The sequence below is a fragment of the Speluncibacter jeojiensis genome, from assembly GCF_029589495.1.
In the GTDB taxonomy this organism is placed as follows: domain Bacteria; phylum Actinomycetota; class Actinomycetes; order Mycobacteriales; family Mycobacteriaceae; genus Speluncibacter; species Speluncibacter jeojiensis.
The window spans coordinates 329,201-353,117 of record NZ_JAAIVF010000006.1; the positions used below are offsets into that span (position 1 = coordinate 329,201).

Genomic DNA, 23,917 nt, shown 5'->3' on the forward strand with positions numbered 1-23,917 from the left:
GCGGTGAAAGCAGACCAAGAAGTTTAGCCCAGGGGCCGGTTGCGGCGCCCCCGGCCGCCGCCACCTGCGGCGGCCCCGGGGCTCACCAGCCGCGGGCCCGCCACTCCGCGAGGTGCGGACGTTCCGCGCCGAGCGTGGTGTCCGCGCCGTGTCCCGGGTACACGACCGTCGCGTCGTCGAAGCGCTCGAAGACGCGGCGCTCCAGGTCGTCCATCAGCGAGGTGAAGTCGGCCGGGTTGCCGGTCTTCCCGGGACCGCCCGGGAAGAGGCTGTCGCCGGTGAACAGGTGGGTGAGTCCGTCGACCGTCAGCGCCAGTGCCACCGAGCCGACGGTGTGGCCGCGCAGGTGGATGACGTCGAAGGTGAGGTCGCCGACGGTGAAGCTGTCGCCGTCGGCCAGCTCGCGGTCGGGCTTGACAGGCAGCGCCGCTGCGTCCAGCGGGTGGGCCGCGGTGGGGGAGCCGGTCCCGCCGGCGATGTCGGCGAGCGCCTGCCAGTGGTCGCCGTGCTGGTGGGTGGTGACGATGAGGGCGAGCAGGGGGGCATGGTCGTCGACGAGCTTGGTGAGTCGCTCGGAATCGTTGGCGGCGTCGATGAGCAGCGACTGTCCGGTCGCCGTCGACACGACGAGGTAGGCGTTGTTGTCCATCGGGCCGACGGAGATCTTGGTGATCGTCGCTCCGGGGATGGTCCGGCGCTGCGGGGTGCCCCCGGGCGTCACCGAGCCGCTGTAGGCGTCATTGATCTCCATCACATCTGAACCCATGTGCGGCACGCTACCGGGACGGCCCGGAGCCGTCGCAGGGTACCGCCCCGACGCGGTCTGACCGGACGTTGTCGGTACCCGCACCTAGCATGGTGGGGCCGAGTGGCGAATGCCGTGCGGCGTGCGCCGGGACGCGGTGCGAAGCCCCGCGGCGTGACCCTGGGGACATGAACCTGTGGGATGAACTTTCGGAAGGATGATTCGTGGCCGATCGCCTCATCGTGCGCGGTGCCCGGGAACACAACCTGCGGGGTGTCGACCTCGATCTGCCCCGGGACAGCCTCATCGTCTTCACCGGGCTCTCCGGTTCCGGCAAGTCCAGCCTGGCCTTCGACACGATCTTCGCCGAGGGACAGCGGCGCTATGTCGAATCGCTGTCCGCCTACGCACGCCAATTCCTCGGCCAGATGGACAAGCCCGACGTCGACTTCATCGAGGGTCTCTCGCCGGCGGTGTCGATCGACCAGAAGTCCACCAACCGCAACCCGCGGTCGACCGTCGGCACCATCACCGAGGTCTACGACTACCTGCGCCTGCTGTACGCCCGCGCGGGCACCCCGCACTGTCCGGTGTGCGGCGAGCAGATCGCCAGGCAGACCCCGCAGCAGATCGTCGACCAGGTGCTCGACATGGAGGAGGGCACCCGGTTCCAGGTGCTCGCGCCGGTGGTGCGCACCCGCAAGGGGGAGTTCGTCGACCTGTTCGAGCAGCTGAACATGCAGGGTTTCGCCCGTATCCGGGTGGACGGGGTGGTGCACCAGTTGTCGGATCCGCCGAAGCTGAAGAAGCAGGAGAAGCACGACATCGAGGTCGTCGTCGACCGGCTGACGGTCAAGGCGTCCGCCAAGCAGCGGCTTACCGACTCGGTGGAGACCGCGCTGGGGCTCGCCGACGGCATCGTCGTGCTCGATTTCGTCGACCGCGACGAGAACGCACCGGACCGCGAGCGCCGCTTCTCGGAGAAGCTGGCCTGCCCGAACGGGCACCCGCTGGCGATCGACGACCTCGAGCCGCGCTCGTTCTCGTTCAACTCGCCGTACGGTGCGTGCCCCGAGTGCAGTGGTCTGGGGATCCGCAAGGAGGTCGACCCGGAGTTGGTCGTGCCCGATCCGGAGCTCAGTCTCGCCGAGGGCGCCATCGCGCCGTGGTCGATGGGGCAGAGCTCCGAATACTTCACCCGGCTGCTGTCCGGGCTCGCGGACGTGCTCGAGTTCGACCTCGAAACCCCGTGGAAGCAGCTGCCCGCGAAGGTGCGCAAGGCGGTGCTCGAGGGCAGTCCCGAGCAGGTGCACGTGAAGTACCGCAACCGGTACGGCCGCACCCGCTCGTACTATGCCGAGTTCGAGGGCGTCATGCCGTTCCTGCACCGGCGGCTCGAGCAGACCGAATCCGAGCAGATGAAGGACCGCTACGAGGGGTACATGCGCGACGTGCCGTGCCCCGCGTGTGCGGGGGCCCGGCTGCGGCCCGAGATCCTCTCGGTGACGATCGCCGCCGGGGACCGGGGCCACCTGTCGATCGCCGAGGTCTGCGCGCTCTCGATCGCCGAGTGCGCGCGGTTCCTCAACCATCTGACGCTCGGCACCCGGGAGGAGGCGATCGCCGGCCAGGTGCTCAAGGAGGTGCAGGCGCGGCTCGGCTTCCTGCTCGACGTGGGCCTGGAGTACCTCTCGCTCGACCGCGCCGCCGGGACTCTGTCGGGCGGCGAGGCGCAGCGCATCCGGCTGGCCACGCAGATCGGCTCCGGGCTCGTCGGCGTGCTGTACGTGCTCGACGAGCCGTCCATCGGCCTGCACCAGCGCGACAACCACCGGCTGATCGAGACGCTCACCCGGCTGCGTGACCTGGGCAACACGCTGATCGTCGTCGAGCACGACGAGGACACCATCCGTACGTCCGACTGGGTGGTCGACATCGGCCCGCTCGCCGGTGAGCACGGAGGCAAGGTGGTGCACAGCGGCACCTACCGGGAGCTGCTGGACAACGAGCACTCGCTCACCGGCGCCTATCTGTCCGGCCGCGAGCAGATCCCGGTGCCGCAGGAGCGCCGTACGGTCGACTCCGCGCGGCAGGTGGTGGTCAAGGGGGCCCGCGAGCACAACCTGCAGGACATCGACGTCAGCTTCCCGCTGGGCGTGCTGACCACGGTCACGGGGGTGTCGGGCTCCGGCAAGTCGACGTTGGTCAACGACATCCTTGCGACGGTGATGGCGAACAAGCTCAACGGCGCTCGCCAGGTGCCCGGCCGGCACACCCGCGTGACCGGCCTCGATCAGCTCGACAAGCTGGTCCAGGTCGACCAGTCGCCGATCGGCCGCACTCCGCGGTCGAACCCGGCCACCTACACGGGAGTCTTCGACAAGATCCGCACACTGTTCGCCGCGACCACCGAGGCGAAGGTGCGTGGCTACCAGCCGGGGCGGTTCTCGTTCAACGTCAAGGGCGGCCGCTGCGAGGCCTGCTCGGGTGACGGCACCATCAAGATCGAGATGAACTTCCTGCCGGACGTGTACGTGCCGTGCGAGGTGTGCCACGGGGCGCGGTACAACCGCGAAACCCTGGAGGTGCACTACAAGGGCAAGACGATCTCCGAGGTGCTCGACATGTCGATCGAGGAGGCCGCCGGGTTCTTCGAGCCGGTCACCTCGATCCATCGGTACCTCAAGACGCTGGTCGACGTTGGCCTCGGCTATGTGCGGCTGGGTCAGCCCGCGCCGACGCTGTCGGGCGGCGAGGCGCAGCGCGTCAAACTGGCGGCCGAACTGCAGAAGCGCTCGACCGGCCGCACCGTGTACGTGCTCGACGAGCCGACCACCGGCCTGCACTTCGAGGACATCCGCAAGCTGCTCAAGGTGATCAACGGCCTGGTGGAGAAGGGCAACACGGTCATCGTCATCGAGCACAACCTGGACGTGATCAAGACGTCGGACTGGCTGATCGACATGGGGCCGGAGGGCGGTTCGGGCGGCGGCACGGTGGTCGCCACCGGCACCCCCGAGCACGTGGCCGGGGTCGATTCGAGCTACACCGGGCGGTTCCTGCGCGAGGTCCTTGCGGGGACGGCGCACCGCTCGCCGGCGCGTCGGTCGACGCGGACGGCCAAGGGCGCCAAGGCCTCCAAGACCGCCGCCGCGGAGAAGCCGTCGGCGAAGAAGAAGGCCACCGCGCGCGTGCGCTGACGGCGGCAGCCGGACTTCTCCGTCCGGTGAGGCCGTCCGGCGACGTAAAATCGTCGGGTGCCGGAGTCGCCGGCATCTGAGGGTTGGCACGGTCGGTCATGACGGTCACGCAGGGATATCTGCCGCTCGAGCTCACCGGGCTGGTCGGCCGACGATCGGAGATCGCCGAGGTACGGCGCCTGCTGTCGCGGTCGCGCGTGGTGACCCTGACCGGCCTGGGCGGGGTCGGCAAGACGCGGTTGGCGCTGCGCGTCGCCGAGGAGGTCCGACGGTCGTTCCCCGGCGGGACGTGGTTCGTCGATCTGAGCGAGCTGTCCGAACCCGCACTTGTCGACCAGACCGTGGTCCACGCCCTGCGCATCCAGGACAGGTCGGCCCGGCCGTCGCGCGCGGTCCTGATCGAGCATCTCGACCGCGGGCGCACGCTGCTGGTACTGGACAACTGTGAACACCTCGTCGTCGCGGTTGCGGGCCTCGTCGCGGAGTCGACCCGCGGGTGCCCGGATCTGTGCGTGCTCGCGACGAGCCGGGAGCCGCTGGAGGTGTCCGGCGAGGTCGTGTTGCGGGTTCCGCCGCTGGGCGTGCCACCCGATCCCACGGTCGGGGGCGCGGGGGCGGGCGGGCAACTCACGGCTGCACCGGACGGCGGCGCGATGGAATTGTTCGAGCAGCGCGCACACGCGGCGGCGCCCGACTTCGCGATCACCGACCGGAACCGGACGGCCGTGCAGCAGATCGTCAGGCGGCTCGAAGGCCTGCCGCTGCCGATCGAACTGGCCGCGACGCGGCTTCGGGTGATGTCGGCCGACGAGGTGCTCCGGCGCCTGAACGACCGCTTCCGGCTGCTGACCCGCGGCAGTCGGAACGCGCCCAGCCGGCAGCAGACGCTCCGGCTGAGCATCGACTGGAGCCACGCGTTGTGCTCGAAGCCGGAGCAGCGGTTGTGGGCACGCCTGGCCGTCTTCGCGGGCAGCTTCGACCTGGAGGCGGCCGAGGGCGTACTCGGGGAGGATGCCGCAGACGAGGATCTGCTCGATCTGATCAGCTCGCTGGTCGACAAGCCTGTCCTCATCGGCGAGGGGCAGGGTCCGACCGTCCGTTACCGGATGCTCGAGACCCTGCGCGACTATGGACGGGGGCGGCTGTCCGACGCGGAGTGGGCGGCGCTGCGCCTGCGGCACCGACGGTGGTATCTGCGTCTGGTGCTGCGCGCCAGGGACGAGTGGATCGGTCCCCGCCAGCACGACTGGGCCGTGCGGCTGGACCGCGAGCAACCCAATGTGCGGGCAGCGTTGGAAACCGCTCTCGGAGAACAGCTTCCGGTCGAGGATGCGCTGCGCGCGGCGGGCGCTCTGCACGAGTACTGGATCATTCGCGGCAAGTTCGGCGAGGGGCGGTACTGGCTCGACCGCATGCTCGGCGGCGACGGTGGATCGGCGCCGGCCCGGTTGGACGCGGTGGCGGCCGACGCCCTGCTGGCGGCGCTGCAACGCGATGTCGCCGCCGGGTCCGCCCTGGCCGCCGAGGCGCGCCGCCTGGCTGACGAGATGCAGGACCCGGCCGCCACCGCCCTTGCGGACTTCGCCGAGGGCGTCGTGACCGTCACCGAGGGCGACCTCGCGCGCGGGATCGCGCAGCTCGAGCGCGCGGTCGACCGGTTCCGGGCGAGTTCGGATCTCGGCAAGCTCGTCCCGGCGCTGTACTGGCTCGGGTGCACCATCTACACCGCGGGCGACCTCGAACGCGCGTCGACGGTCTACGAGGAACAACTGGAGCTCACCGCGCCGCGCGGTGGGACCATGTGGCGGGCGATGTCGATGTCCGACTACGGGTCGGCGCTGTGGCGACGGGGCCGCCGTGGGCGTGGCGTCGCACTCCTCGAGGAGGCGCTGCGCCTGCTTCGACTGCTGGACAACCGCTTCGGCTGTGCCTGGTGCTTCGAGGAACTCGCCTGGGCGCGGGTGGACGACGATCCCGAACTCGCCGCGTTCCTGATGGGTGCGGCGGATGCGCAGTTCACCGCCACCGGCAGCCCGATGGCGACGTTCGAGAGCCTGGTCACCTGCCATGACGCGTGCGTGGACCAGGCGCGCGATGCTCTCGGCGGCAAGCGGTTCACGGCCGAGCTCGACCGGGGCCGGACGACGCCGCTCGAAGAGGCGATCGAGCGTGCGCTCCACGAGCGGCCCCGCGGCGAGCCTCCGGCGCCCGAGGGCGGCGTCCGGCTCACCAGGCGGGAGTGGCAGGTGGCGGAACTGGTCGCCCAGGGCATGACGAACAAGGCCATCGCCGAGCGGCTGGTGCTCTCCCGGCGGACGATCGACGGGCACGTCGAGCACATCCGCGACAAGCTGGGGTTCGCCTCGCGTGTCCAGATCGTCGCGTGGGTGCTGCAGCACACCGCCGGCCCCGGGGACGGCGCAGACGGGTGACCCCGGCCCCGGTATCCGGCGCCTCGGCGGCGCCGGGGTGGGTGGACCGCGTCCGGATCGGCCCACCCACCCGCACCGGCTACAGGTCTGCGATCGCCTCGAGCGGGCGGGTGCGGGCGGCCCGCACACCGGGCCACAGGGCCGCGACCACGCCGACCACGGCCGAACCGACCAGCATCGCCACCGCCTGACCCCAGGGGATCGAGATGGTGTCCAGGCCCGAGCTGCGCAGCGTGTGCACGAAGGCCGCGCCGAACACCAAGCCGAGCACGATGCCGACCGCGGCGCCGAACAGCGCGATGAGCATCGACTCGAGATAGATGGCCCGGCGCACCTGGAACCGCTGCATGCCGACCGCACGCAGGATGCCGATCTCGCGCCGACGCTCGACCACCGACAGCGCCAGCGTGTTGATGATGCCGAGGATCGCGATCACGATCGCCAACGCGAGCAGGCCGTACAGGATCGCCAGCAGCGAATCGATCTGCTGGCCCTGCTGACCCTTGAACTGATCCTTGTCGAGCACCTGCACGACCACGAAGGGGTCGACGGCCTTCTGCAGCTTCGCCTGCACTGCCGGCTGGTCGACTCCCGTGGCGGTGGTGATCAGGACGACCGAGTCCACCACGGAGATCGACGGCGTCAGCCGGTGGTAGCTCTGGGGCCCGAGCACCCAGTCGCCGAGCAACTGGTTGTCGCGGAAGATACCGGTCACCGTGCTCGCAACCGGGCTGCCGTTCGCGCCGGTCATCGTCACCGACGTGCCCAGGCCCCAGTGGTGCTCGGCGGCGGCCGACTCAGAGACGATCATGCCGCTGCCGGTCAAGTCCGCCTTGCCGGAGGCCATCTCGACGCGCAGGCCCGCGGTCAGGTCGCCGTCGACCCCGAGGCCGCCGACGGTCTTGCCGTCGAGCTTGACGCGGGTGGGATGGAACTGCACCGTCTGCGAGACCCCGTCGACCTTCGCGGCGGCGGTGGCCGCACCGACGGGCACCCCGACGGTGTTCGGTCCGCTGAGGATGAAGTCGGCGGTCACCCCGTGGTTGACCTGCTGGTCGACGCTCGCGCGGGCCGACGCGCCGAACACGGCGATGGTGGTCACCAGCATCAGGCCCAGTGTCAGCGCGAACGCGGTGGCCGCGGTCCGGCGGGGATTGCGTACGGCGTTGGTGCGGGCGAGTCGCCCGATCGCGCCGAACGGTGCGGTCAGTACCGCGCCCAGCGCCCGCACGACCGGCAGCGCCATGGCCGGCGCCGCCAGTAGTACGGCGATGATCAGGCAGAACGCGCCGATGCCCACGAACGTCGCGGCCGGTCCGGTACTCGTCGACAGCACGCCGGCGATGATCCCGGCGATGCCGACGACGCCGAGCACCGCGCCCGCGATGGTGCGTCGGTGCAGGGTGCCGGCGGCGGAGGCATGTTCCTCGCGCATCGCGGCCACCGGGGGGATCCTCGCCGCGCGCCGGGCCGGTGCGTACGCGCTCACGACGGTCACCACGATGCCGACCACCAGCGCCAGCACCACCGTGCGCGGCTCCAGGTCCAGCGGCCCGCTGGGGATGCCCAGGTGGAACGCGTTCAGCAGTGCGCGCAGGCCGTACGCGAGCCCGACGCCGACGCCGAGGCCGACCACACTGCCGATCAGGCCGACGATCACCGCCTCCAGCAGCACCGACCGGCTGACCTGTTCGCGGCTGGCGCCGATGGCGCGGAGCAGCGCCAGTTCGCGCAGTCGCTGCGCCACGATCATCGAGAACGTGTTGTAGATGATGAACGTGCCGACCAGCAGCGCGATCGCGCCGAATGCCAGCAGGAAATAGTTCACGAACTTGAGCGCGTTGTCGATGGTCTGCTGGTTCTCCGACCGCACCTGGTCCGCGGTCTTCACGTCCAGGGTGGGTAGCGCCTTGGCGATCTCGTCGCGCAACGCGGTCTGGGAGATCCCGTCGCTGCCCGCCACGTCGACCGAGCGCACATGCCGGCCGTCGGTGAACAGCGAGCGGGCCTGTGCCTCGGTGAACGCGGCGCCGACGAACCCGCCGGTGTCGGTGGACATCGAGTAGATGCCGGTGACGGTCACGTCCTGCATGCCCACGGTGGGCACGAGGATCTTCGCGTGGCCGCCGGCCTGGATTCCGGCAAGCGAGGCGGCGCCCTCGTTGAGGACGATCTGCCCCGGCTGCTGCGGTGCGGTGCCGGAGACGATGTGCATCGGCTGCGCCAGCGTCTGCTCGGGCGGCTGGTAGGCGAGCCCGATGCTGGGGGCGCCGCCGCTGCGCACCGGCGTGCCGTCCGAACCGATCAGCACGATCTGCCCGGAGATCTGCGGGTCGACCACCCGCACGTTCGGCAACGCCTTGATCTTCGCGACATCCTCGTTGGGGACCCCGACCGCCCAGGTGTCCTTGGCGCTCACCTGGACGTCGACGTTCTGGGTGGTGTTCGCGAAGATGCCGTTGAACGTGCTGTGCAGGGTGTCGGTGAACACGAACGAACCGGTCACGAACGCGGTGCCCAGCACCACCGACAGCACCGTCAGCACCAGTCGGACCTTGTGCGCGGCGAGGTTGCGCAGCGACACCCGGCGCATGGCCTTGGTGGCGGGCAGCGCGCGCGTCGCCCCCGCGGTGTCGCCGGCCGCGGCTCCGTTGGATCCGGTCATGCTCAGACCGCCTCGAGGTTCTTCATCCGATCGAGCACGGTGTCGGCGGTGGGGTCGCGCAACTCGTCGACGATGCGGCCGTCGGCGAGGAACACCACCCGGTCGGCGTAACCGGCGGCGCGCGGATCGTGGGTGACGATGACCACGGTCTGGCCGAGGTCGGTGACCGAACTGCGCAGGATGCCGAGCACCTCGCCGGAGGAGCGCGAGTCGAGGTTGCCGGTCGGCTCGTCGCCGAAGATGATGTCGGGCCGGCCGGCGAGCGCCCGTGCACAGGCCACCCGCTGCTGTTGTCCGCCGGACAGCTCGGACGGCCGGTGATCGAGCCTGTCGCGCAGCCCGAGCCTGCCGACGACGGAGTCCAGCCAGTCCCGGTCGGGCTTGCGGCCCGCGATGTCGGACGGCAGCGTGATGTTCTCCAGCGCGGTCAGCGTCGGGACCAGGTTGAACGCCTGGAAGACGAATCCGATCCGGTCCCGCCGCAGCCGGGTCATCTCCTTGTCGGACAGTCCGCGCAGCTCGGTGTCGCCGATGATCACCGAACCGTCGCTCGCGGAGTCCAGCCCGGCGAGGCAGTGCATGAGCGTCGACTTCCCCGAGCCGGACGGCCCCATGATGGCGGTGAACTCGCCGCGGCGGAACGCGACCGACACGTCGTCGAGCGCGCGGACCTGGGTGTCGCCGGAGCCGTAGTACTTGCTCAGGTGCACGGCCCGGGCCGCGGTGATCTCGTCGGGGACGTCGGTGAGCACCGGCGCGCCGGAGCGCTCGGGCGGCGGCGGGATCGTCATGTGCGGCCTTCCTGTCGGCAGAGTCGTGCGTTCACTCTTCTCTGCCAACTCTGACAAGCGGCCGCGGGTTCCGCCATCCGGGAATCCCCTGAAACTTCACGTGGGGTCTGCGCGGGGCGGGTGGTCGCGTTGCGGGTCAGTACACCGGGCCGGTGTACTTCTCGCCCGGACCCTTCCCAGGCTCGTCCGGGTGCGAGGACGCCTCGCGGAACGCACGCTGCAGCGCCTGCAGTCCGTCGCGCAGCGGCCCGGCGTGCGGCCCGAGATACTCCAGCGACGACGTGATCAGGCCGGCCAGCGCGGTGATGATGCGCCGTGCCTCGTCCAGGTCGCGGTACGGGCTGTTGTCGGGGTCCTCGTCGGACAGTCCGAGCTTCTCGGCGGCCGAGCTCATCAGCATCACCGCGGCGCGGGAGATCACCTCGATCGCGGGGACCTCGACGAGCTCGCGGACCGAGTCGGCATCGCCGGAGGTGGGCGTGTGGGAGTTTTCCGTCATGGCTGGTAGCCTTTCACCCACGACCGCTCCCGGAACGCTCGGGGGCAGCAAGTGGAGTCCGCTCCCACCGCTCGGCAGCATTGTCGCAGTGGTCCGGTCGCCCCGCTTGCGGGGCTCCCTCGCAGAGGGCGAAGTCTCGCGACAGGTGCGAAGCCTGTGGTGGACGTGGACCGGTCGGCAACGGACCCTGTACGGCGCGTCGATCTGATCGATGCGGGCGGCAGGGTCTTTTTGTTGGGGGCCGAAGGTGGCGCCGCTGAAACGGTCGTGAAAGGCAAATTGTCGTGCCGGCCTGCGGCTGCGAGACAACTTGCACTGTCAGTCATCGCGGCACTACCTAGGAGGCCCCATCAGCGCCGAGACCCGCATCAACGATCGCATCCGAGTTCCCGAGGTCCGACTGGTCGGACCGGGGGGCGAGCAAGTCGGCATCGTGCGCGTTGAAGATGCACTCCGCCTGGCCCTGGAGGCCGACCTCGACCTCGTCGAGGTGGCGCCGGACGCCCGGCCGCCCGTGTGCAAGATCATGGATTACGGCAAGTTCAAGTACGAGGCCGCGCAGAAGGCGCGCGAATCGCGCAAGAACCAGCAGCTGACCGTGATCAAGGAGCAGAAGCTCCGCCCGAAGATCGACGATCACGACTACGAGACCAAGAAGCGCAATGTCGTGCGCTTCCTCGAGGCCGGGTCGAAGGTCAAGGTCACCATCATGTTCCGTGGCCGCGAGCAGTCCCGTCCGGAACTCGGTTTCCGGCTGCTGCAGCGACTGGCCGCCGATGTGGCGGACCTGGGCTTCGTGGAGACCTCGGCGAAGCAGGACGGCCGCAACATGACGATGGTGCTGGCCCCGCACAAGGGCCAGAAGACCCGGGTGAAGGCTCAGGAGGCCGCCTCCGCGTCGGCCGCCCCGAAGCCCGCGCCGGCACCCGCCGCGCAGCCGGACCAGGCCCAACCCAAGTCCTGACGGACACACAAGACCACGCACAGCCACATGCGGTGGCCGGCACCCTCGGGTGTCCGCGCCGCCGGTAGGAATTCGTAGAAGAACTGAGGATCACATGCCCAAGTCGAAGACCCACAGCGGTACCGCGAAGCGGTTCAAGGTGTCCGGTAGCGGCAAGGTGCTGCGCCAGAAGGCCGGCCGTCGCCACCTGCTCGAGCACAAGTCCAGCCGGGTCACCCGCCGTCTCGACGGCAAGGCCGTCGTCAGCGAGCAGGATGCACCGCGCATCAAGCGCCTGCTCGGCATCTGACCAGACCCTCCAGCCCAGCTTCGGGTGCTGACCGCACCCCCGAGATCGACAGGACATTTCAGTGGCACGCGTGAAGAGGGCCGTCAACGCCCAGAAGAAGCGTCGGACTACGCTCGAGTCGGCCAGCGGCTACCGCGGACAGCGGTCGCGGCTGTACCGCAAGGCCAAGGAGCAGATGCTCCACTCGATGCAGTACTCCTACCGCGACCGCCGGGCGCGTAAGAGCGAGTTCCGCAAGCTGTGGATCGCCCGCATCAACGCGGCCGCGCGCCTGAACGACATCACCTACAACCGGTTCATCCAGGGCCTCAAGGCCGCCGGTGTCGAGGTCGACCGCAAGAACCTGGCCGAGCTGGCCGTGTCCGACGCCGAGGCCTTCGCCGGCCTGGTCGCCGTCGCCAAGGCCGCGCTGCCGGCCGACGTGAACGCGCCCGCCGAGGACGCCGCCTGAGCCTGCGTAAGGCGCATCGGGACAGTCTGAGCGAGCAACACATGACACGACCCGCGGATCCGCTGACCGAGCGGACCCCGCGGGTCGTGTCGGCTGCGAAGCTCTCCCGCGCCGCCGAGCGCCGCAAGCAGCGCCGGTTCCTGGCCGAGGGCGCGAACGCGGTCGCGGAGGCGCTCGCCGCCGGTGTGGTGCGCGAACTCTTCTACACCGACACCGCGGCCACCCGCACCCACGAGCTGGTCGGATCGGCGATCGGTGCCGGGGTGCCCGCCGCGCAGATCACCGACCGCGCCGCGAAGTCGCTCGCGGACACCGTCACCCCGCCCGGACTCGTGGCGGTGTGCGATCTGGTCGACGTGCCGCTCGCGCAGGGACTCGGTGACGTCCCGCGCCTGGTCGCCGTGCCCGTCGCGGTCGGCGAGCCCGGCAACGCCGGCACCATCATCCGCATCGCCGACGCGATGGGCGCCGACGCCGTGGTGCTCGCGGGTGAGAGCGTCGACCCGCACAACGGCAAGTGCGTGCGGTCCACGGCCGGCAGCCTGTTCCATCTCCCCGTCGTCCGGGAACGCGACATCGACGGGGTGCTCGCGGCACTGCGCGAACGGCAGGTGCGGGTGGTCGCCACCGCTGCGGACGGCGAGGTCGATCTCGACGATGCCGACGACCTGCTTGCCGGGCCGACCGCCTGGCTGTTCGGCAACGAGGCGCACGGTCTCGACCCCGCACTCGCCGCGGCAGCCGACGTGCGGGTGCGCATCCCCATCCACGGCCGCGCGGAAAGCCTGAATCTGGCCACCGCAGCGGCCATCTGCCTGCACGCGAGTGCCCGGATGCAGCGCCGGGGCACCTGACCTGCACCGTCATCGCCTAGCATCGCTGTGGTGGCCGGGCGGCGTTCCGCCCGCTGCCGCCCCGGTATCGATCGACCATCAAGGAGTGGCACCGAACGTGTCGAAGAAGCAGGATCAGCAGCCCACGCCCGGTACCGCGGCCGATCTGCCTGCCCCGGACCCTTCCGCTCCCGATCTGTCCGAGGCGGGCCTGACCGCGGCCGCCGACCGGGCCGACGAGGCGTTCGCCGCGGCAGCGGATCTCGACGAACTGGCCCGGGCCAAGGGCGCGCACCTGGGTGACCGGGGTGCGATCCCGCTGGCCAAGCGCGGTCTCGGCGCACTGCCGGGGGACCAGCGCAAGGATGCGGGCAAGCGCGTCAACATCGCGTTGGCCCGGGTGCGCAAGGCCTTCGACGAACGGCGCGAGGTGCTGCTGGCCGAGCGCGACGCCGCGGTGCTGGTGGCCGAGTCGATCGACGTCACCCTGCCCGCGCAGCGCCAACCCGTCGGAGCCCGGCACCCGATCACGATCATCTCCGATCAGGTGTCGGACGTGTTCGTGGCGATGGGCTGGGAGGTCGCCGAGGGGCCCGAGGTCGAGACCGAGCACTTCAACTTCGACGCGCTCAACTTCCTGCCGGACCATCCCGCGCGCACCATGCAGGACACCTTCCACATAGCGCCGGAGGGGTCGCGTCAGGTGCTGCGCACCCACACCTCCCCGGTACAGGTCCGCTCGATGCTCTCCCGGGAGGTGCCGATCTACGTGGTCTGCCCGGGCCGGACCTTCCGTACCGACGAACTCGACGCCACACACACTCCGGTGTTCTCGCAGTTGGAGGGGCTGGCGGTCGACAAGGGCCTGACGATGGCGCACCTGCGCGGCACGCTGGATGCCTTCGCGCGGGCGCTGTTCGGCCCGGAGACCCGAACCAGGATGCGCCCCAACTACTTCCCGTTCACCGAGCCGTCCGCCGAGGTCGACGTGTGGTTCCCCGGCAAGAAGGGCGGAGCCGGCTGGGTCGAGTGGGGGGGCTGCGGCATGGTGCACCCGAACGTGTTGCGGGCCAGCGGGATCGATCCGGAGGTGTACTCGGGTTTCGCGTTCGGCATGGGCCTCGAGCGCACCTTGCAGTTCCGCAACGGCATCCCGGACATGCGTGACATCGTCGAGGGCGACGTGCGCTTCACCACGCCGTTCGGCGTGCAGTCCTGACCGGGCGCCCGGCAGAGAACGCCACGACCGATCCCAACGGCAAGACCGAACCCAACGAGAACCACGAAGGAAGCTGAGTAGACGTGCGAGTACCGCAATCGTGGCTGACGGAGATCCTCCAGCGGACGACTCCGGACTGGCAGGTGAGCCCCGAGGAGCTCGACGCGGGGTTCGTGCGGGTGGGCCTCGAGGTGGAGGCCGTCGACGACCTCGACCAGGTGACCGGCCCGCTGGTGGTCGGCCGGGTCGCCGAGATCACCGAGCTGACCGAGTTCAAGAAGCCGATCCGCTTCTGCCGGGTCGAGGTCGGCGAGGACGAGCCGCGCGGGATCGTCTGCGGTGCCCGCAACTTCGCGGAGGGTGACCTCGTCGTCGTCGCGCTGCCCGGCGCGGTGCTGCCCGGGGGCTTCGCGATCGCCACGCGCAAGACCTACGGTCAGGTCTCGGACGGCATGATCTGCTCGGTCGCCGAGCTCGGCATCGGCAAGGACCACTCGGGCATCCTCGTGCTCGAGCCCGGCACCGCCGAGCCGGGGACCGATGCGCGCACGCTGCTCGGGCTGGAGGACGTGCTCTTCGAACTCGCGGTCACCCCGGACCGCGGTTACTGCTTCAGCGTGCGCGGACTGACCCGCGAACTTGCCTGCGGGTTCGACCTGGAGTTCGCCGACCCCGCGCAGGTGCCGCCGCTGCCCGCGGACGGCCTCGCCTGGCCGGTCACGGTCCAGCCCGAGTCCGGATGCAGCCGCTTCGCGATGCGCAAGGTCACCGGCATCGACCCGCACGCGGTCACGCCGTGGTGGCTGCAGCGCCGCCTGCTGCTGGCCGGGATCCGCCCGATCTCCCCGGCCGTCGACGTGACGAACTACGTCATGTTCGAGCTGGGCCAGCCGCTGCACGCGTTCGACGCCACCAAGGTGTCGGGCGGGTTGGTGGTCCGGCGGGCCGCGGCGGGGGAGAAGCTGCGGACCCTCGACGACGCCGAGCGAACGCTCGACCCGGGCGACGTGGTCATCTGCGACGACTCGGGTCCGATCTCGCTGGCCGGCGTGATGGGCGGTGCGAGCACCGAGATCTCGACCGAGTCCACCGAGGTGCTGCTCGAGGCGGCGTGCTGGGATCCACTGGCGGTGTTCCGCACCGCGCGCCGGCACAAGCTGCCCTCGGAGGCCAGCAAGCGCTTCGAGCGGTCGGTCGACCCCGCGATCGCGGTCGCGGTGCTCGACCGGGCCGCCCAGCTGCTCACCGACATCGCGGGCGGCCGCGTCGAGCCACTGCTCACCGACGTGGGCGGCGTGGCCGAGCGCGCGCCGATCGAGATGGCGATCGACCTGCCCGACCGGGTGGCCGGCACCCGCTACGAGAACGGCGCCGCCGCGCGCCGGCTGGCCCAGATCGGCTGCGCGGTCGAGGTGGCCGTCGCCGACACCGGCGAGGGTGAGCTCGTGGTGACCCCGCCCACCTGGCGTCCCGACCTGACCCTGCCGGCCGATCTGGTCGAGGAGGTGTTGCGGCTCGAGGGCCTCGACGTCATCCCGTCGATCGTGCCGGCGGCGCCCTCCGGTCGCGGGCTCAGCGCGCAGCAGCGCCGCCGCCGCGCGGTGGGGGTCGCGCTGGCGCTCGGCGGATACGTCGAGGTGCTGCCCACCCCGTTCCTGCCCGCCGCCGTCTTCGACACGTGGGGCCTGGACGCCGATGACCCGCGCCGGACGACCACAACGGTCCTCAACCCGCTCGAGTCGGACCGGCCCGAACTGGCCACCACGCTGATCCCGGGCCTACTCGAGGTCCTCGCGCGCAACGTCTCCCGTGGCCAGCGCGACCTCTCGCTCTACGGCATCGCGCAGGTCGTGCTGCCGGGACCTGACACCGCCCCGGTGCCGGCGCTGCCGGTGGACCGCCGCCCGACCGAGGAGCAGATCGCGCAGCTGCTCGGCTCGCTGCCCGACCAGCCGGTGCGGGTGGGGGCCGTGCTCACCGGGCTCCGGGAGCCCGCCGGACCGTGGGGTCCGGGCCGGGTGGCCGACGCGACCGACGCCTTCGCGGCGGCGGAGATCGTCGCGCGCGCGGCGGGCGTCGAGCTGCGGCTGCGGTCCGCGCAGTACCTGCCGTGGCACCCGGGCCGCTGTGCCGAGCTGGTCGTGGGCGGCGTCGTCGTCGGTCACGCCGGCGAACTGCACCCGGCGGTGCTCGAACGCGCCGGTCTGCCGCCGCGCACGTGTGCGATGGAGATCGATCTGACCGCGTTGCCGATCGTGGAGTCGCTGCCGGCGCCGCAGGTGTCGGCGTTCCCGGCGGTGTTGCAGGACGTCGCGGTGGTCGTCGACGAGTCCGTTCCGGCCGCGGACGTGGCGGCGGCGCTGCGGTCCGGGGCGGGCGAGCTGCTCGAGGACCTGCGGCTGTTCGACGTGTTCACCGGCGAACAACTCGGCGCCGGACGCAAGTCGTTGGCGTTCGCGCTGCGCTTCCGCGCCATGGACCGCACGCTCACCGAGGACGAGGCGAGCGCCGCGCGCGACGCGGCGGTCGCCGCGGCGGCACAGTCGGTGGGCGCGCAACTGCGCGGCTGAGCGCGGGCACCGCCCGGTCTGTCGGGTCCGGCCGCCGAACACGCGGCCGGACCCGGCCACGCCCATAATGAATGGGCTTGCATGATGGTGCATAATTACTCGCATGACGACAAAGGTGGCCATCGCCGGGGCGAGCGGGTACGCGGGCGGCGAGATCCTGCGCCTGCTGCTCGGGCACCCGGCCGTACAACGTGGAGACCTCGAGATCGGCGCGCTCACCGCGGGTTCGAACGCCGGCAGCCCGCTTATCGAGCACCAGCCGCACCTGCTGCCGCTGGCGGACCGGGTGCTCGAGCCCACCACGCCGGAGCAGCTGGCCGGGCATGACGTGGTGTTCCTCGCGCTGCCGCACGGCAAGTCGGCGCAGATCGCGCAGCAGCTGAGCGACGACACGCTGATCATCGACTGCGGCGCGGACTTCCGCCTCAGTGATCCGGAGGACTGGGTGCACTACTACGGCAGCGAGCATGCCGGCACCTGGCCCTACGGGCTCCCCGAGTTGCCCGGCAATCGCGCGAAACTGGTCGGCGCCAAGCGGATCGCGGTACCCGGTTGCTACCCGACCAGTGCAAATCTTGCGCTCACGCCCGCGGTCGCGGCCGGGCTGGTGGAGCCGCGCGTGACCGTGGTCGCGGTCAGCGGCACGTCGGGCGCGGGCCGCTCGCTGCGCACGGATCTGCTCGGCTCCGAGGTCATGGGCTCGGTGCGCGCCTACAACATCGCCGGAGCGCACCGGCACACCCCGGAGATCAGCCAGAATCTGTCGGCGTTGGCCGGCACCGAGGTCGCCGTGTCGTTCACCCCGGTGCTCGCGCCGATGGCCCGCGGCATCCTGGCCACCTGCACGGCCCGGACCGACGCCGACGAGGCGCAGGTGCGCGCGGTGTACGAAAAGGCCTACGGGGAAGAGCCGTTCGTGCACCTGCTGCCCGCCGGTCGGTTGCCGCAGACCGGTTCGGTGGTGGGCTCGAACGCCGTGCAGGTCGCGGTGAGCGTGGACGAACGCGCAGGGCTGCTGGTGGCGATCGCCGCGATCGACAATCTGACCAAGGGCACCGCGGGTGGCGCGGTGCAATCGATGAACCTCGCGCTCGGGCTGCCCGAGACCGAGGGACTGACGACCGTGGGAGTGGCACCGTGACCGATCAGCAGACGGGCGATCAGGAGGCGACGGCAGCGGCGGTCGCCGAGGCGTTGGCGTCGGGCGCTCAGTGGCACCTGGTGCGCAGCCAGGGCGTCACCGCGCCGGCCGGGTTCCGGGCCGCGGGCCTGGCCGCGGGCATCAAGGTCAGCGGTCGTGCGGACCTGGCGCTGGTGTTCAACGAGGGTCCCGACCACGGCGCCGCGGGCGTGTTCACCACCAACAAGATCAAGGCCGCGCCGGTCCTGTGGTCGCAGCAGGTGCTCTCGACCGGGCACCTGCGAGCGGTGGTGCTCAACTCGGGCGGCGCGAACGCATGCACCGGTTCACCGGGCTTCGTCGACGCGCACCAGACCGCCGAGGAGGTCGCGGCGGCGCTGAGCAACTGGGGCACCGAGACCGGGGCGGTCGAGGTCGCCGTGTGTTCGACCGGGCTGATCGGCGACCGGTTGCCGATGGACAAGCTGTTGCCGGGCGTGCGCGAGATCGTGCACGAACTGGCGGGCGGCATCTCCGGGGGTACCGACGCGGCGCACGCCATCATGACGACCGACACCGTGCCGAAACAGGCTGCGCTGCACCACAAGGACAAGTGGAACGTGGGCGGCATGGCCAAGGGTGCGGGCATGCTGGCGCCGGCGTTGGCGACCATGCTGTGCGTGCTGACCACCGACGCCGTCGCGACGGCGGAGCAACTCGACGCGGCGCTGCGCAAGGCCACCAGGATGACCTTCGACCGGCTCGACGTCGACGGTGCCACCTCGACCAACGACACGGTGCTGCTGCTGGCGTCCGGCGCCAGCGAGGTCGCGCCCACCCAGGACGAACTCGACGCCGCGGTCCTTGCGATGTGCGACGACCTGGCCGACCAGCTGATGGCCGACGCCGAGGGCGTGACCAAGCGGGTGCGGGTGACCGTCGGCGGTGCCGCCTCCGAGGCCGAGGCGCTCGTCGCCGCGCGCACCGTCGCGCGGGACAGCCTGGTCAAGACCGCGCTGTTCGGCTCCGACCCCAACTGGGGCCGAGTGCTCGCCGCGGTCGGCATCGCGCCGGTCATGCTCGACCCGGAGCGGATCGCGGTGTCGTTCAACGGATCCCCGGTGTGCATCGACGGCGCCGGCGCACCGGGCGCGCGCGACGTCGACCTCAGCGGCATGGACATCCACCTGGAGATCGACCTCGCGGTGGGCACGTCGGCGGCGAGCATCCGCACGACCGACCTCTCGCACGCGTACGTCGAAGAGAACTCGGCGTACTCGTCATGAGCCGGACACTCGATCACATCAGCGCGCTCGACCGGGCGCAGGTGCTCGCCGAGGCGCTGCCGTGGCTGCAGCGCTTCCGGGACAAGATCGTCGTCGTCAAGTACGGCGGCAACGCGATGGTCGACGACGAACTCAAGCGGGCGTTCGCTGCGGACATGGTGTTCCTGCGTACGGTCGGCATCCGGCCGGTGGTCGTGCACGGCGGCGGTCCGCAGATCAACGCGATGCTCGACCGGATGGGCCTGCAGGGAGAGTTTCGCGGCGGCTTCCGTGTGACCACGCCCGAGGTGATGGACGTGGTCCGGATGGTGCTGTTCGGTCAGGTCGGCCGGGAACTGGTCGGGCTGATCAACAAGCACGGTCCGCACGCGGTCGGCATCTCCGGCGAGGACGCGCACCTGTTCACCGCCCGCAAGCGCACGGTCATGGTCGAGGGCGCGCCCACCGACATCGGGCTCGTCGGCGACATCACCGACGTCAACTCCGCCGCGGTCCTGGACCTGATCGCCGCCGGCCGGATCCCGGTCGTCTCGACGATCGCGCCCGACACCGACGGGGTGGTGCACAACATCAACGCCGACACCGCGGCCGGCGCGCTGGCCGAGGCGATCGGCGCGGAGAAGCTCGTCGTCCTCACCGACGTCGAGGGGCTCTACACGAACTGGCCGGACCGCGATTCGCTTGCCACCCAGATCGATTCGGCCGCGCTCGAGCAGCTGCTGCCGTCCCTCGACTCGGGCATGGTGCCGAAGATGGAGGCCTGCCTGCGGGCGGTGCGCGGCGGCGTCCCGAGCGCCCACGTCATCGACGGCCGGGTGGCGCACGCGGTGCTGCTCGAACTGCTCACCGCCGCGGGCATCGGCACCATGGTCACCCCGGCAGACGACGTCGTCGGGGCACACAGGGAGAACGAGGATGACTGAACCACTGCAGCACCGCTGGGCTGACGCCCTGATGGACACCTACGGCGTGCCGCGGGTGGCGCTCACGCGCGGGCAGGGTGCGGTCGTCACCGACGCCGACGGCAAGCAGTACCTCGACCTGCTCGGCGGGATCGCGGTCAACAGCCTCGGGCACGCGCACCCCGCGCTGATCGAGGCGGTCACCCGGCAGCTGTCGACGCTCGGTCACGTGTCGAACCTGTACGTCAGCGAGCCGGTCGTCGCGCTGGCCGAGCAGCTGCTCGGACGGCTCGGCGCGGGACCGGCCGCCGGCCACGTCACCGGTCGGGCGTTCTTCTGCAACTCCGGCACCGAGGCCAACGAGGCCGCGTTCAAGCTGGCACGCCGCACCGGGCGCCCGAAGCTCATCGCGATGGAGGACGGCTTCCACGGCCGCACCATGGGTGCGCTGGCGATGACCGGCCAGCCCGCCAAGCGGGCGCCGTTCGAGCCGATGCCCGCGGGTGTCGAGTTCGTGCCCTACGGCGATGTCGCGGCGCTCGAGGCTGCCGTCGACGACCGGACCGCCGCGGTGATCGTGGAGCCGATCCTCGGCGAGTCCGGTGTGGTCGTGCCGCCGGACGGCTACCTCGCCGCGGCCCGGGAGATCACCTCCCGCAACGGCGCGCTGCTGATGCTCGACGAGGTGCAGACCGGGATCGGCCGCACCGGCTGGTTCTACGCGCACCAGGCGCACGGCATCGTCCCCGACGTCATGACCCTGGCGAAGGGGCTCGGCGGCGGCCTGCCGATCGGCGCCTGCCTGGCGACCGGACCGGCAGCGGCGCTGTTCGGACCCGGCCAGCACGGCACCACGTTCGGCGGCAACCCGGTCTGCGCCGCGGCGGCCCTGGCCGTGCTGCGGACCATCGACCAGGACGACCTGCTCTCGCACGTCAGCGCGCTCGGCAAGCACATTGCCGGCGCCGTCGAGGACCTCGGCCACCCGGCGATCGACCATGTACGCGGCGCCGGCCTGCTGCTCGGCATCGTGCTGAACGAGCAGGTCGCGGCCTCGGCCGAAGCCCAGGCGCGGGCCCGCGGCTTCCTGATCAATGCGCCGCGCCCGGACGTCATCCGGCTGGCGCCGCCGCTCGTGCTCACCCAGCAGCAGGCCGACGGTTTCGTTGCCGCCCTGCCCGGGATCCTCGACGCGGCTCTCGAGGAGGGACAGAAATGATGCGGCACTTCCTGCGCGACGACGACCTGAGCCCGGCCGAGCAGGCCGAGGTCCTCGAACTGGCCAGCCAACTCAAGCGCGCCCCGTACCTGCGCCGGCCGCTGGAGGGACCGCGCAGCGTTGCGGTGCTGTTCGACAAGACCTCCACCCGCACCCGGCTCTCGTTCGACGCGGGCATCGCGCACCTGGGCGGGCACGCGATCGTGATGGAGTCCGGCGCGACGCAGATCGGCAAGGGCGAGACGATCGAGGACACCGCCCGCGTGCTGTCCCGGTTCGTCGAGGCGGTCGTGTGGCGCACCTACGGGCAGGACCGGGTCGAGACGATGGCCGCGAACGCGAGCGTGCCGGTCGTCAACGCACTGACCGACCAGTTCCACCCGTGCCAGGTGCTCGCCGACCTGCAGACGATCCGGGAGCACAAGGGCACCACTGCGGGACTGCGGATGAGCTACTTCGGCGACGGCGCCAACAACATGGCGCATTCGCTGATGCTCGGCGGGGTCACCGCCGGTATGCACGTCACGGTCGCCGGGCCGGCCGGGTTCACCCCGGACCCCGCAGTGGTCGACGACGCCCGCGCGCGGGCGGCCGAGACCGGGGGATCGGTCACCGTCACCGAGGATCCGGTGGCCGCGGCGACCGGGGCGGACGTGCTGGTCACTGACACCTGGGTGTCGATGGGGCAGGAGCGTGACGGTCTGGACCGCGAGGGCGCGCTGCGGCCCTACCAGGTCAACGGGGAGCTGCTCGCGCACTCCCAGCCGGATTCGTTGGTGCTGCACTGCCTGCCGGCGTACCGGGGCATGGAGATCACCGCCGAGGTGATCGACGGCCCGCGCAGCGTCGTGTGGGACGAGGCGGAGAACCGGATGCACGCACAGAAGGCTCTGCTGGTCTGGTTGCTGGAGCACCGATGACCACCCCCTCCGCGTCCGTCTCCGCCTCGCCGGCCGCCCGCCCGGTCGTCACGACCACCCGGGCGGCCCGGCATGCCCGGATCGTCGCGCTGCTCGCCGACCACGAGGTGCGCAGCCAGACCGAGCTGTCGGCGCTGCTCAGCGCGGAGGGGATCGAGGCCAGCACCGCGACCCTGTCCCGGGATCTCGACGAGCTGGGCGCGGTCAAGTTACGGGCCCCCGACGGCGGGGTCGGCATCTACGTGGTCCCGGAGGACGGCAGCCGACCGCTCGGTGTGCCGGGCGGCACCGACCGCTTGTCCCGGCTGCTCGGGGAGCTGCTGGTGTCGACCGATGCCAGCGGCAACCTGGCCGTCCTGCGCACCCCGCCGGGGGCGGCGCAGTTCCTCGCCAGCGCGCTCGATCGGGCCAGTCTGCCCGAGATTGTGGGAACCATCGCCGGGGATGACACCATTGTGGTGGTCGCCCGCGAACCGGCCACCGGAGCGGAACTCGCGGCGCGGATCGAAGCGCTGGCGTGACAAGTTCACATCGGTACGACAACTGCACAGATCGCCTCGCGGCACGGCTCGCGACGATCGACATCTCGTCTTCAAAGGAGCGCACACACCATGGCTGATCGCGTCATTCTCGCCTACTCGGGCGGACTGGACACTTCGGTGGCCATCAGCTGGATCGGCAAGGAGACCGGTAAAGAGGTCGTCGCCGTGGCCATCGACCTCGGCCAGGGCGGCGAGGACATGCAGGTCGTGCGTCAGCGTGCGCTCGACTGCGGCGCGGTCGAGGCCGTGGTGGTCGACGCCCGCGACGAGTTCGCCGACGAGTACTGCCTGCCGACCATCGCGGCCAACGCGCTGTACATGGACCGGTACCCGCTGGTCTCCGCGATCAGCCGGCCGCTGATCGTCAAGCACCTCGTCGAGGCGGCGCGCGCCCACGGCGGCACCACCGTCGCGCACGGCTGCACCGGCAAGGGCAACGACCAGGTGCGCTTCGAGGTCGGTTTCGGTTCGCTCGCGCCCGACCTCGAGGTCATCGCGCCGGTCCGCGACTACGCCTGGACCCGCGAGAAGGCGATCGCCTTCGCCGAGGAGAACAACATCCCGATCAACGTCACCAAGCGCTCGCCGTTCTCGATCGACCAGAACGTGTGGGGCCGAGCGGTGGAGACCGGGTTCCTCGAGGACCTGTGGAACGCGCCGACCAAGGACGTCTACGACTACACCGAGGACCCGACCGCACACTTCCAGGCGCCGGACGAGCTGATCATCAGCTTCGACAAGGGCCGCCCGGTCGCCATCGACGGCAAGCCGGTCAGCGTGCTCGAGGCCATCCAGGAGCTCAACCGTCGCGCCGGTGCGCAGGGCGTCGGGCGACTCGACGTCGTCGAGGACCGCCTCGTCGGCATCAAGAGCCGCGAGATCTACGAGGCCCCCGGCGCCATGGTGCTCATCCACGCGCACCAGGAACTCGAGCACGTCACCCTCGAGCGCGAGCTGGGCCGGTTCAAGCGTCAGACCGAGCAGCGCTGGGCCGAACTGGTCTACGACGGCCTGTGGTTCTCGCCGCTGAAGGTCGCGCTGGACACGTTCGTCGACAAGACCCAGGAGCGGGTCACCGGGGACATCCGGCTCGTGCTGCACGGCGGTCACATCACCGTCAACGGCCGCCGCAGCCCCGAGTCGCTGTACGACTTCAACCTCGCCACCTACGACGAGGGCGACAGCTTCGACCAGTCGTACGCGAAGGGCTTCGTGCAGATCCACGGTCTGTCCAGCAAGGTCGCCGCCAAGCGCGATCTGGGCCTGTAGA

Annotated in this window: 19 protein-coding genes; 15 read left to right on the top strand and 4 right to left on the bottom strand. The window is 70.8% G+C overall.

Annotated features, from left to right (window positions below):
- Positions 1-82: 82 nt before the first annotated feature.
- Positions 83-766 (bottom strand): MBL fold metallo-hydrolase, encoded by a 684-nt coding sequence (locus G4X40_RS18535; protein ID WP_277834645.1) that lies wholly within the window; start codon positions 764-766, stop codon positions 83-85.
- 203 nt (positions 767-969) lie between these two features.
- Between G4X40_RS18535 and uvrA the strand changes: the two genes are divergently transcribed.
- Both uvrA and G4X40_RS18545 read left to right on the top strand, forming a co-directional pair.
- The gene (uvrA, locus tag G4X40_RS18540; RefSeq protein ID WP_277834646.1) at positions 970-3,945 is read left to right on the top strand and encodes an excinuclease ABC subunit UvrA; all 2,976 of its coding nucleotides are present in this window, start codon (positions 970-972) and stop codon (positions 3,943-3,945) included.
- A 98-nt stretch (positions 3,946-4,043) separates the two neighbouring features.
- Positions 4,044-6,377: an ATP-binding protein gene (locus tag G4X40_RS18545; RefSeq protein ID WP_277834647.1), complete on the top strand. Its 2,334-nt coding sequence runs from the start codon at positions 4,044-4,046 to the stop codon at positions 6,375-6,377.
- A 79-nt stretch (positions 6,378-6,456) separates the two neighbouring features.
- Here G4X40_RS18545 and G4X40_RS18550 read toward each other — a convergent pair whose 3' ends face one another.
- The 3 genes from G4X40_RS18550 to G4X40_RS18560 all read right to left on the bottom strand — a co-directional run bounded on the left by G4X40_RS18550 (position 6,457) and on the right by G4X40_RS18560 (position 10,332).
- Positions 6,457-8,970 carry an ABC transporter permease gene (locus G4X40_RS18550; RefSeq protein WP_277834723.1) on the bottom strand — a complete coding sequence of 838 codons (2,514 nt, stop codon included), beginning with the start codon at positions 8,968-8,970 and terminating at the stop codon, positions 6,457-6,459.
- Positions 8,971-9,044: 74 nt separating this feature from the next.
- Positions 9,045-9,833 (bottom strand): ABC transporter ATP-binding protein, encoded by a 789-nt coding sequence (locus G4X40_RS18555; RefSeq protein ID WP_277834648.1) that lies wholly within the window; start codon positions 9,831-9,833, stop codon positions 9,045-9,047.
- Between the two features lie 136 nt (positions 9,834-9,969).
- Positions 9,970-10,332 (bottom strand): DUF1844 domain-containing protein, encoded by a 363-nt coding sequence (locus G4X40_RS18560; protein ID WP_277834649.1) that lies wholly within the window; start codon positions 10,330-10,332, stop codon positions 9,970-9,972.
- 298 nt (positions 10,333-10,630) lie between these two features.
- Between G4X40_RS18560 and infC the strand changes: the two genes are divergently transcribed.
- The 13 genes from infC (at position 10,631) to G4X40_RS18625 (ending at position 23,916) form a co-directional block, all read left to right on the top strand.
- On the top strand, positions 10,631-11,296 hold the full coding sequence (gene infC / locus G4X40_RS18565) for a translation initiation factor IF-3 (RefSeq protein WP_277834724.1): 666 nt from the start codon (positions 10,631-10,633) through the stop codon (positions 11,294-11,296).
- Positions 11,297-11,390: 94 nt separating this feature from the next.
- Positions 11,391-11,585: a 50S ribosomal protein L35 gene (rpmI, locus tag G4X40_RS18570; RefSeq protein ID WP_277834650.1), complete on the top strand. Its 195-nt coding sequence runs from the start codon at positions 11,391-11,393 to the stop codon at positions 11,583-11,585.
- 61 nt (positions 11,586-11,646) lie between these two features.
- Positions 11,647-12,036 (top strand): 50S ribosomal protein L20, encoded by a 390-nt coding sequence (gene rplT, locus G4X40_RS18575; RefSeq protein WP_277834652.1) that lies wholly within the window; start codon positions 11,647-11,649, stop codon positions 12,034-12,036.
- Positions 12,037-12,077: 41 nt separating this feature from the next.
- Positions 12,078-12,890: a TrmH family RNA methyltransferase gene (locus G4X40_RS18580; protein WP_277834653.1), complete on the top strand. Its 813-nt coding sequence runs from the start codon at positions 12,078-12,080 to the stop codon at positions 12,888-12,890.
- Between the two features lie 145 nt (positions 12,891-13,035).
- Entirely contained in the window at positions 13,036-14,088 is a 1,053-nt protein-coding gene (gene pheS, locus G4X40_RS18585; RefSeq protein WP_277834725.1) for a phenylalanine--tRNA ligase subunit alpha, read from the top strand.
- Positions 14,089-14,171: 83 nt separating this feature from the next.
- Positions 14,172-16,658, top strand: a complete 2,487-nt coding sequence (gene pheT / locus G4X40_RS18590) for a phenylalanine--tRNA ligase subunit beta (RefSeq protein ID WP_277834654.1) — start codon at positions 14,172-14,174, stop codon at positions 16,656-16,658.
- Between the two features lie 103 nt (positions 16,659-16,761).
- Positions 16,762-17,799: an N-acetyl-gamma-glutamyl-phosphate reductase gene (gene argC, locus G4X40_RS18595; RefSeq protein WP_277834656.1), complete on the top strand. Its 1,038-nt coding sequence runs from the start codon at positions 16,762-16,764 to the stop codon at positions 17,797-17,799.
- Positions 17,800-17,852: 53 nt separating this feature from the next.
- Positions 17,853-19,064: a bifunctional glutamate N-acetyltransferase/amino-acid acetyltransferase ArgJ gene (gene argJ, locus G4X40_RS18600; protein ID WP_277834726.1), complete on the top strand. Its 1,212-nt coding sequence runs from the start codon at positions 17,853-17,855 to the stop codon at positions 19,062-19,064.
- Positions 19,061-19,987 carry an acetylglutamate kinase gene (argB, locus tag G4X40_RS18605; RefSeq protein ID WP_277834658.1) on the top strand — a complete coding sequence of 309 codons (927 nt, stop codon included), beginning with the start codon at positions 19,061-19,063 and terminating at the stop codon, positions 19,985-19,987. The genes argJ and argB overlap by 4 nt, the downstream gene beginning before the upstream one ends.
- Positions 19,980-21,185, top strand: coding sequence for an acetylornithine transaminase (locus G4X40_RS18610; protein WP_277834660.1), 1,206 nt, complete (start codon positions 19,980-19,982; stop codon positions 21,183-21,185). The genes argB and G4X40_RS18610 overlap by 8 nt, the downstream gene beginning before the upstream one ends.
- Positions 21,182-22,105, top strand: coding sequence for an ornithine carbamoyltransferase (gene argF / locus G4X40_RS18615; RefSeq protein ID WP_277834662.1), 924 nt, complete (start codon positions 21,182-21,184; stop codon positions 22,103-22,105). Before G4X40_RS18610 ends, argF begins: the two co-directional genes overlap by 4 nt.
- Positions 22,102-22,626 (top strand): arginine repressor, encoded by a 525-nt coding sequence (locus tag G4X40_RS18620; RefSeq protein ID WP_277834663.1) that lies wholly within the window; start codon positions 22,102-22,104, stop codon positions 22,624-22,626. The genes argF and G4X40_RS18620 overlap by 4 nt, the downstream gene beginning before the upstream one ends.
- Before the next feature lie 90 nt (positions 22,627-22,716).
- Positions 22,717-23,916 (top strand): argininosuccinate synthase, encoded by a 1,200-nt coding sequence (locus G4X40_RS18625; protein WP_277834665.1) that lies wholly within the window; start codon positions 22,717-22,719, stop codon positions 23,914-23,916.
- Position 23,917 lies beyond the last annotated feature (1 nt).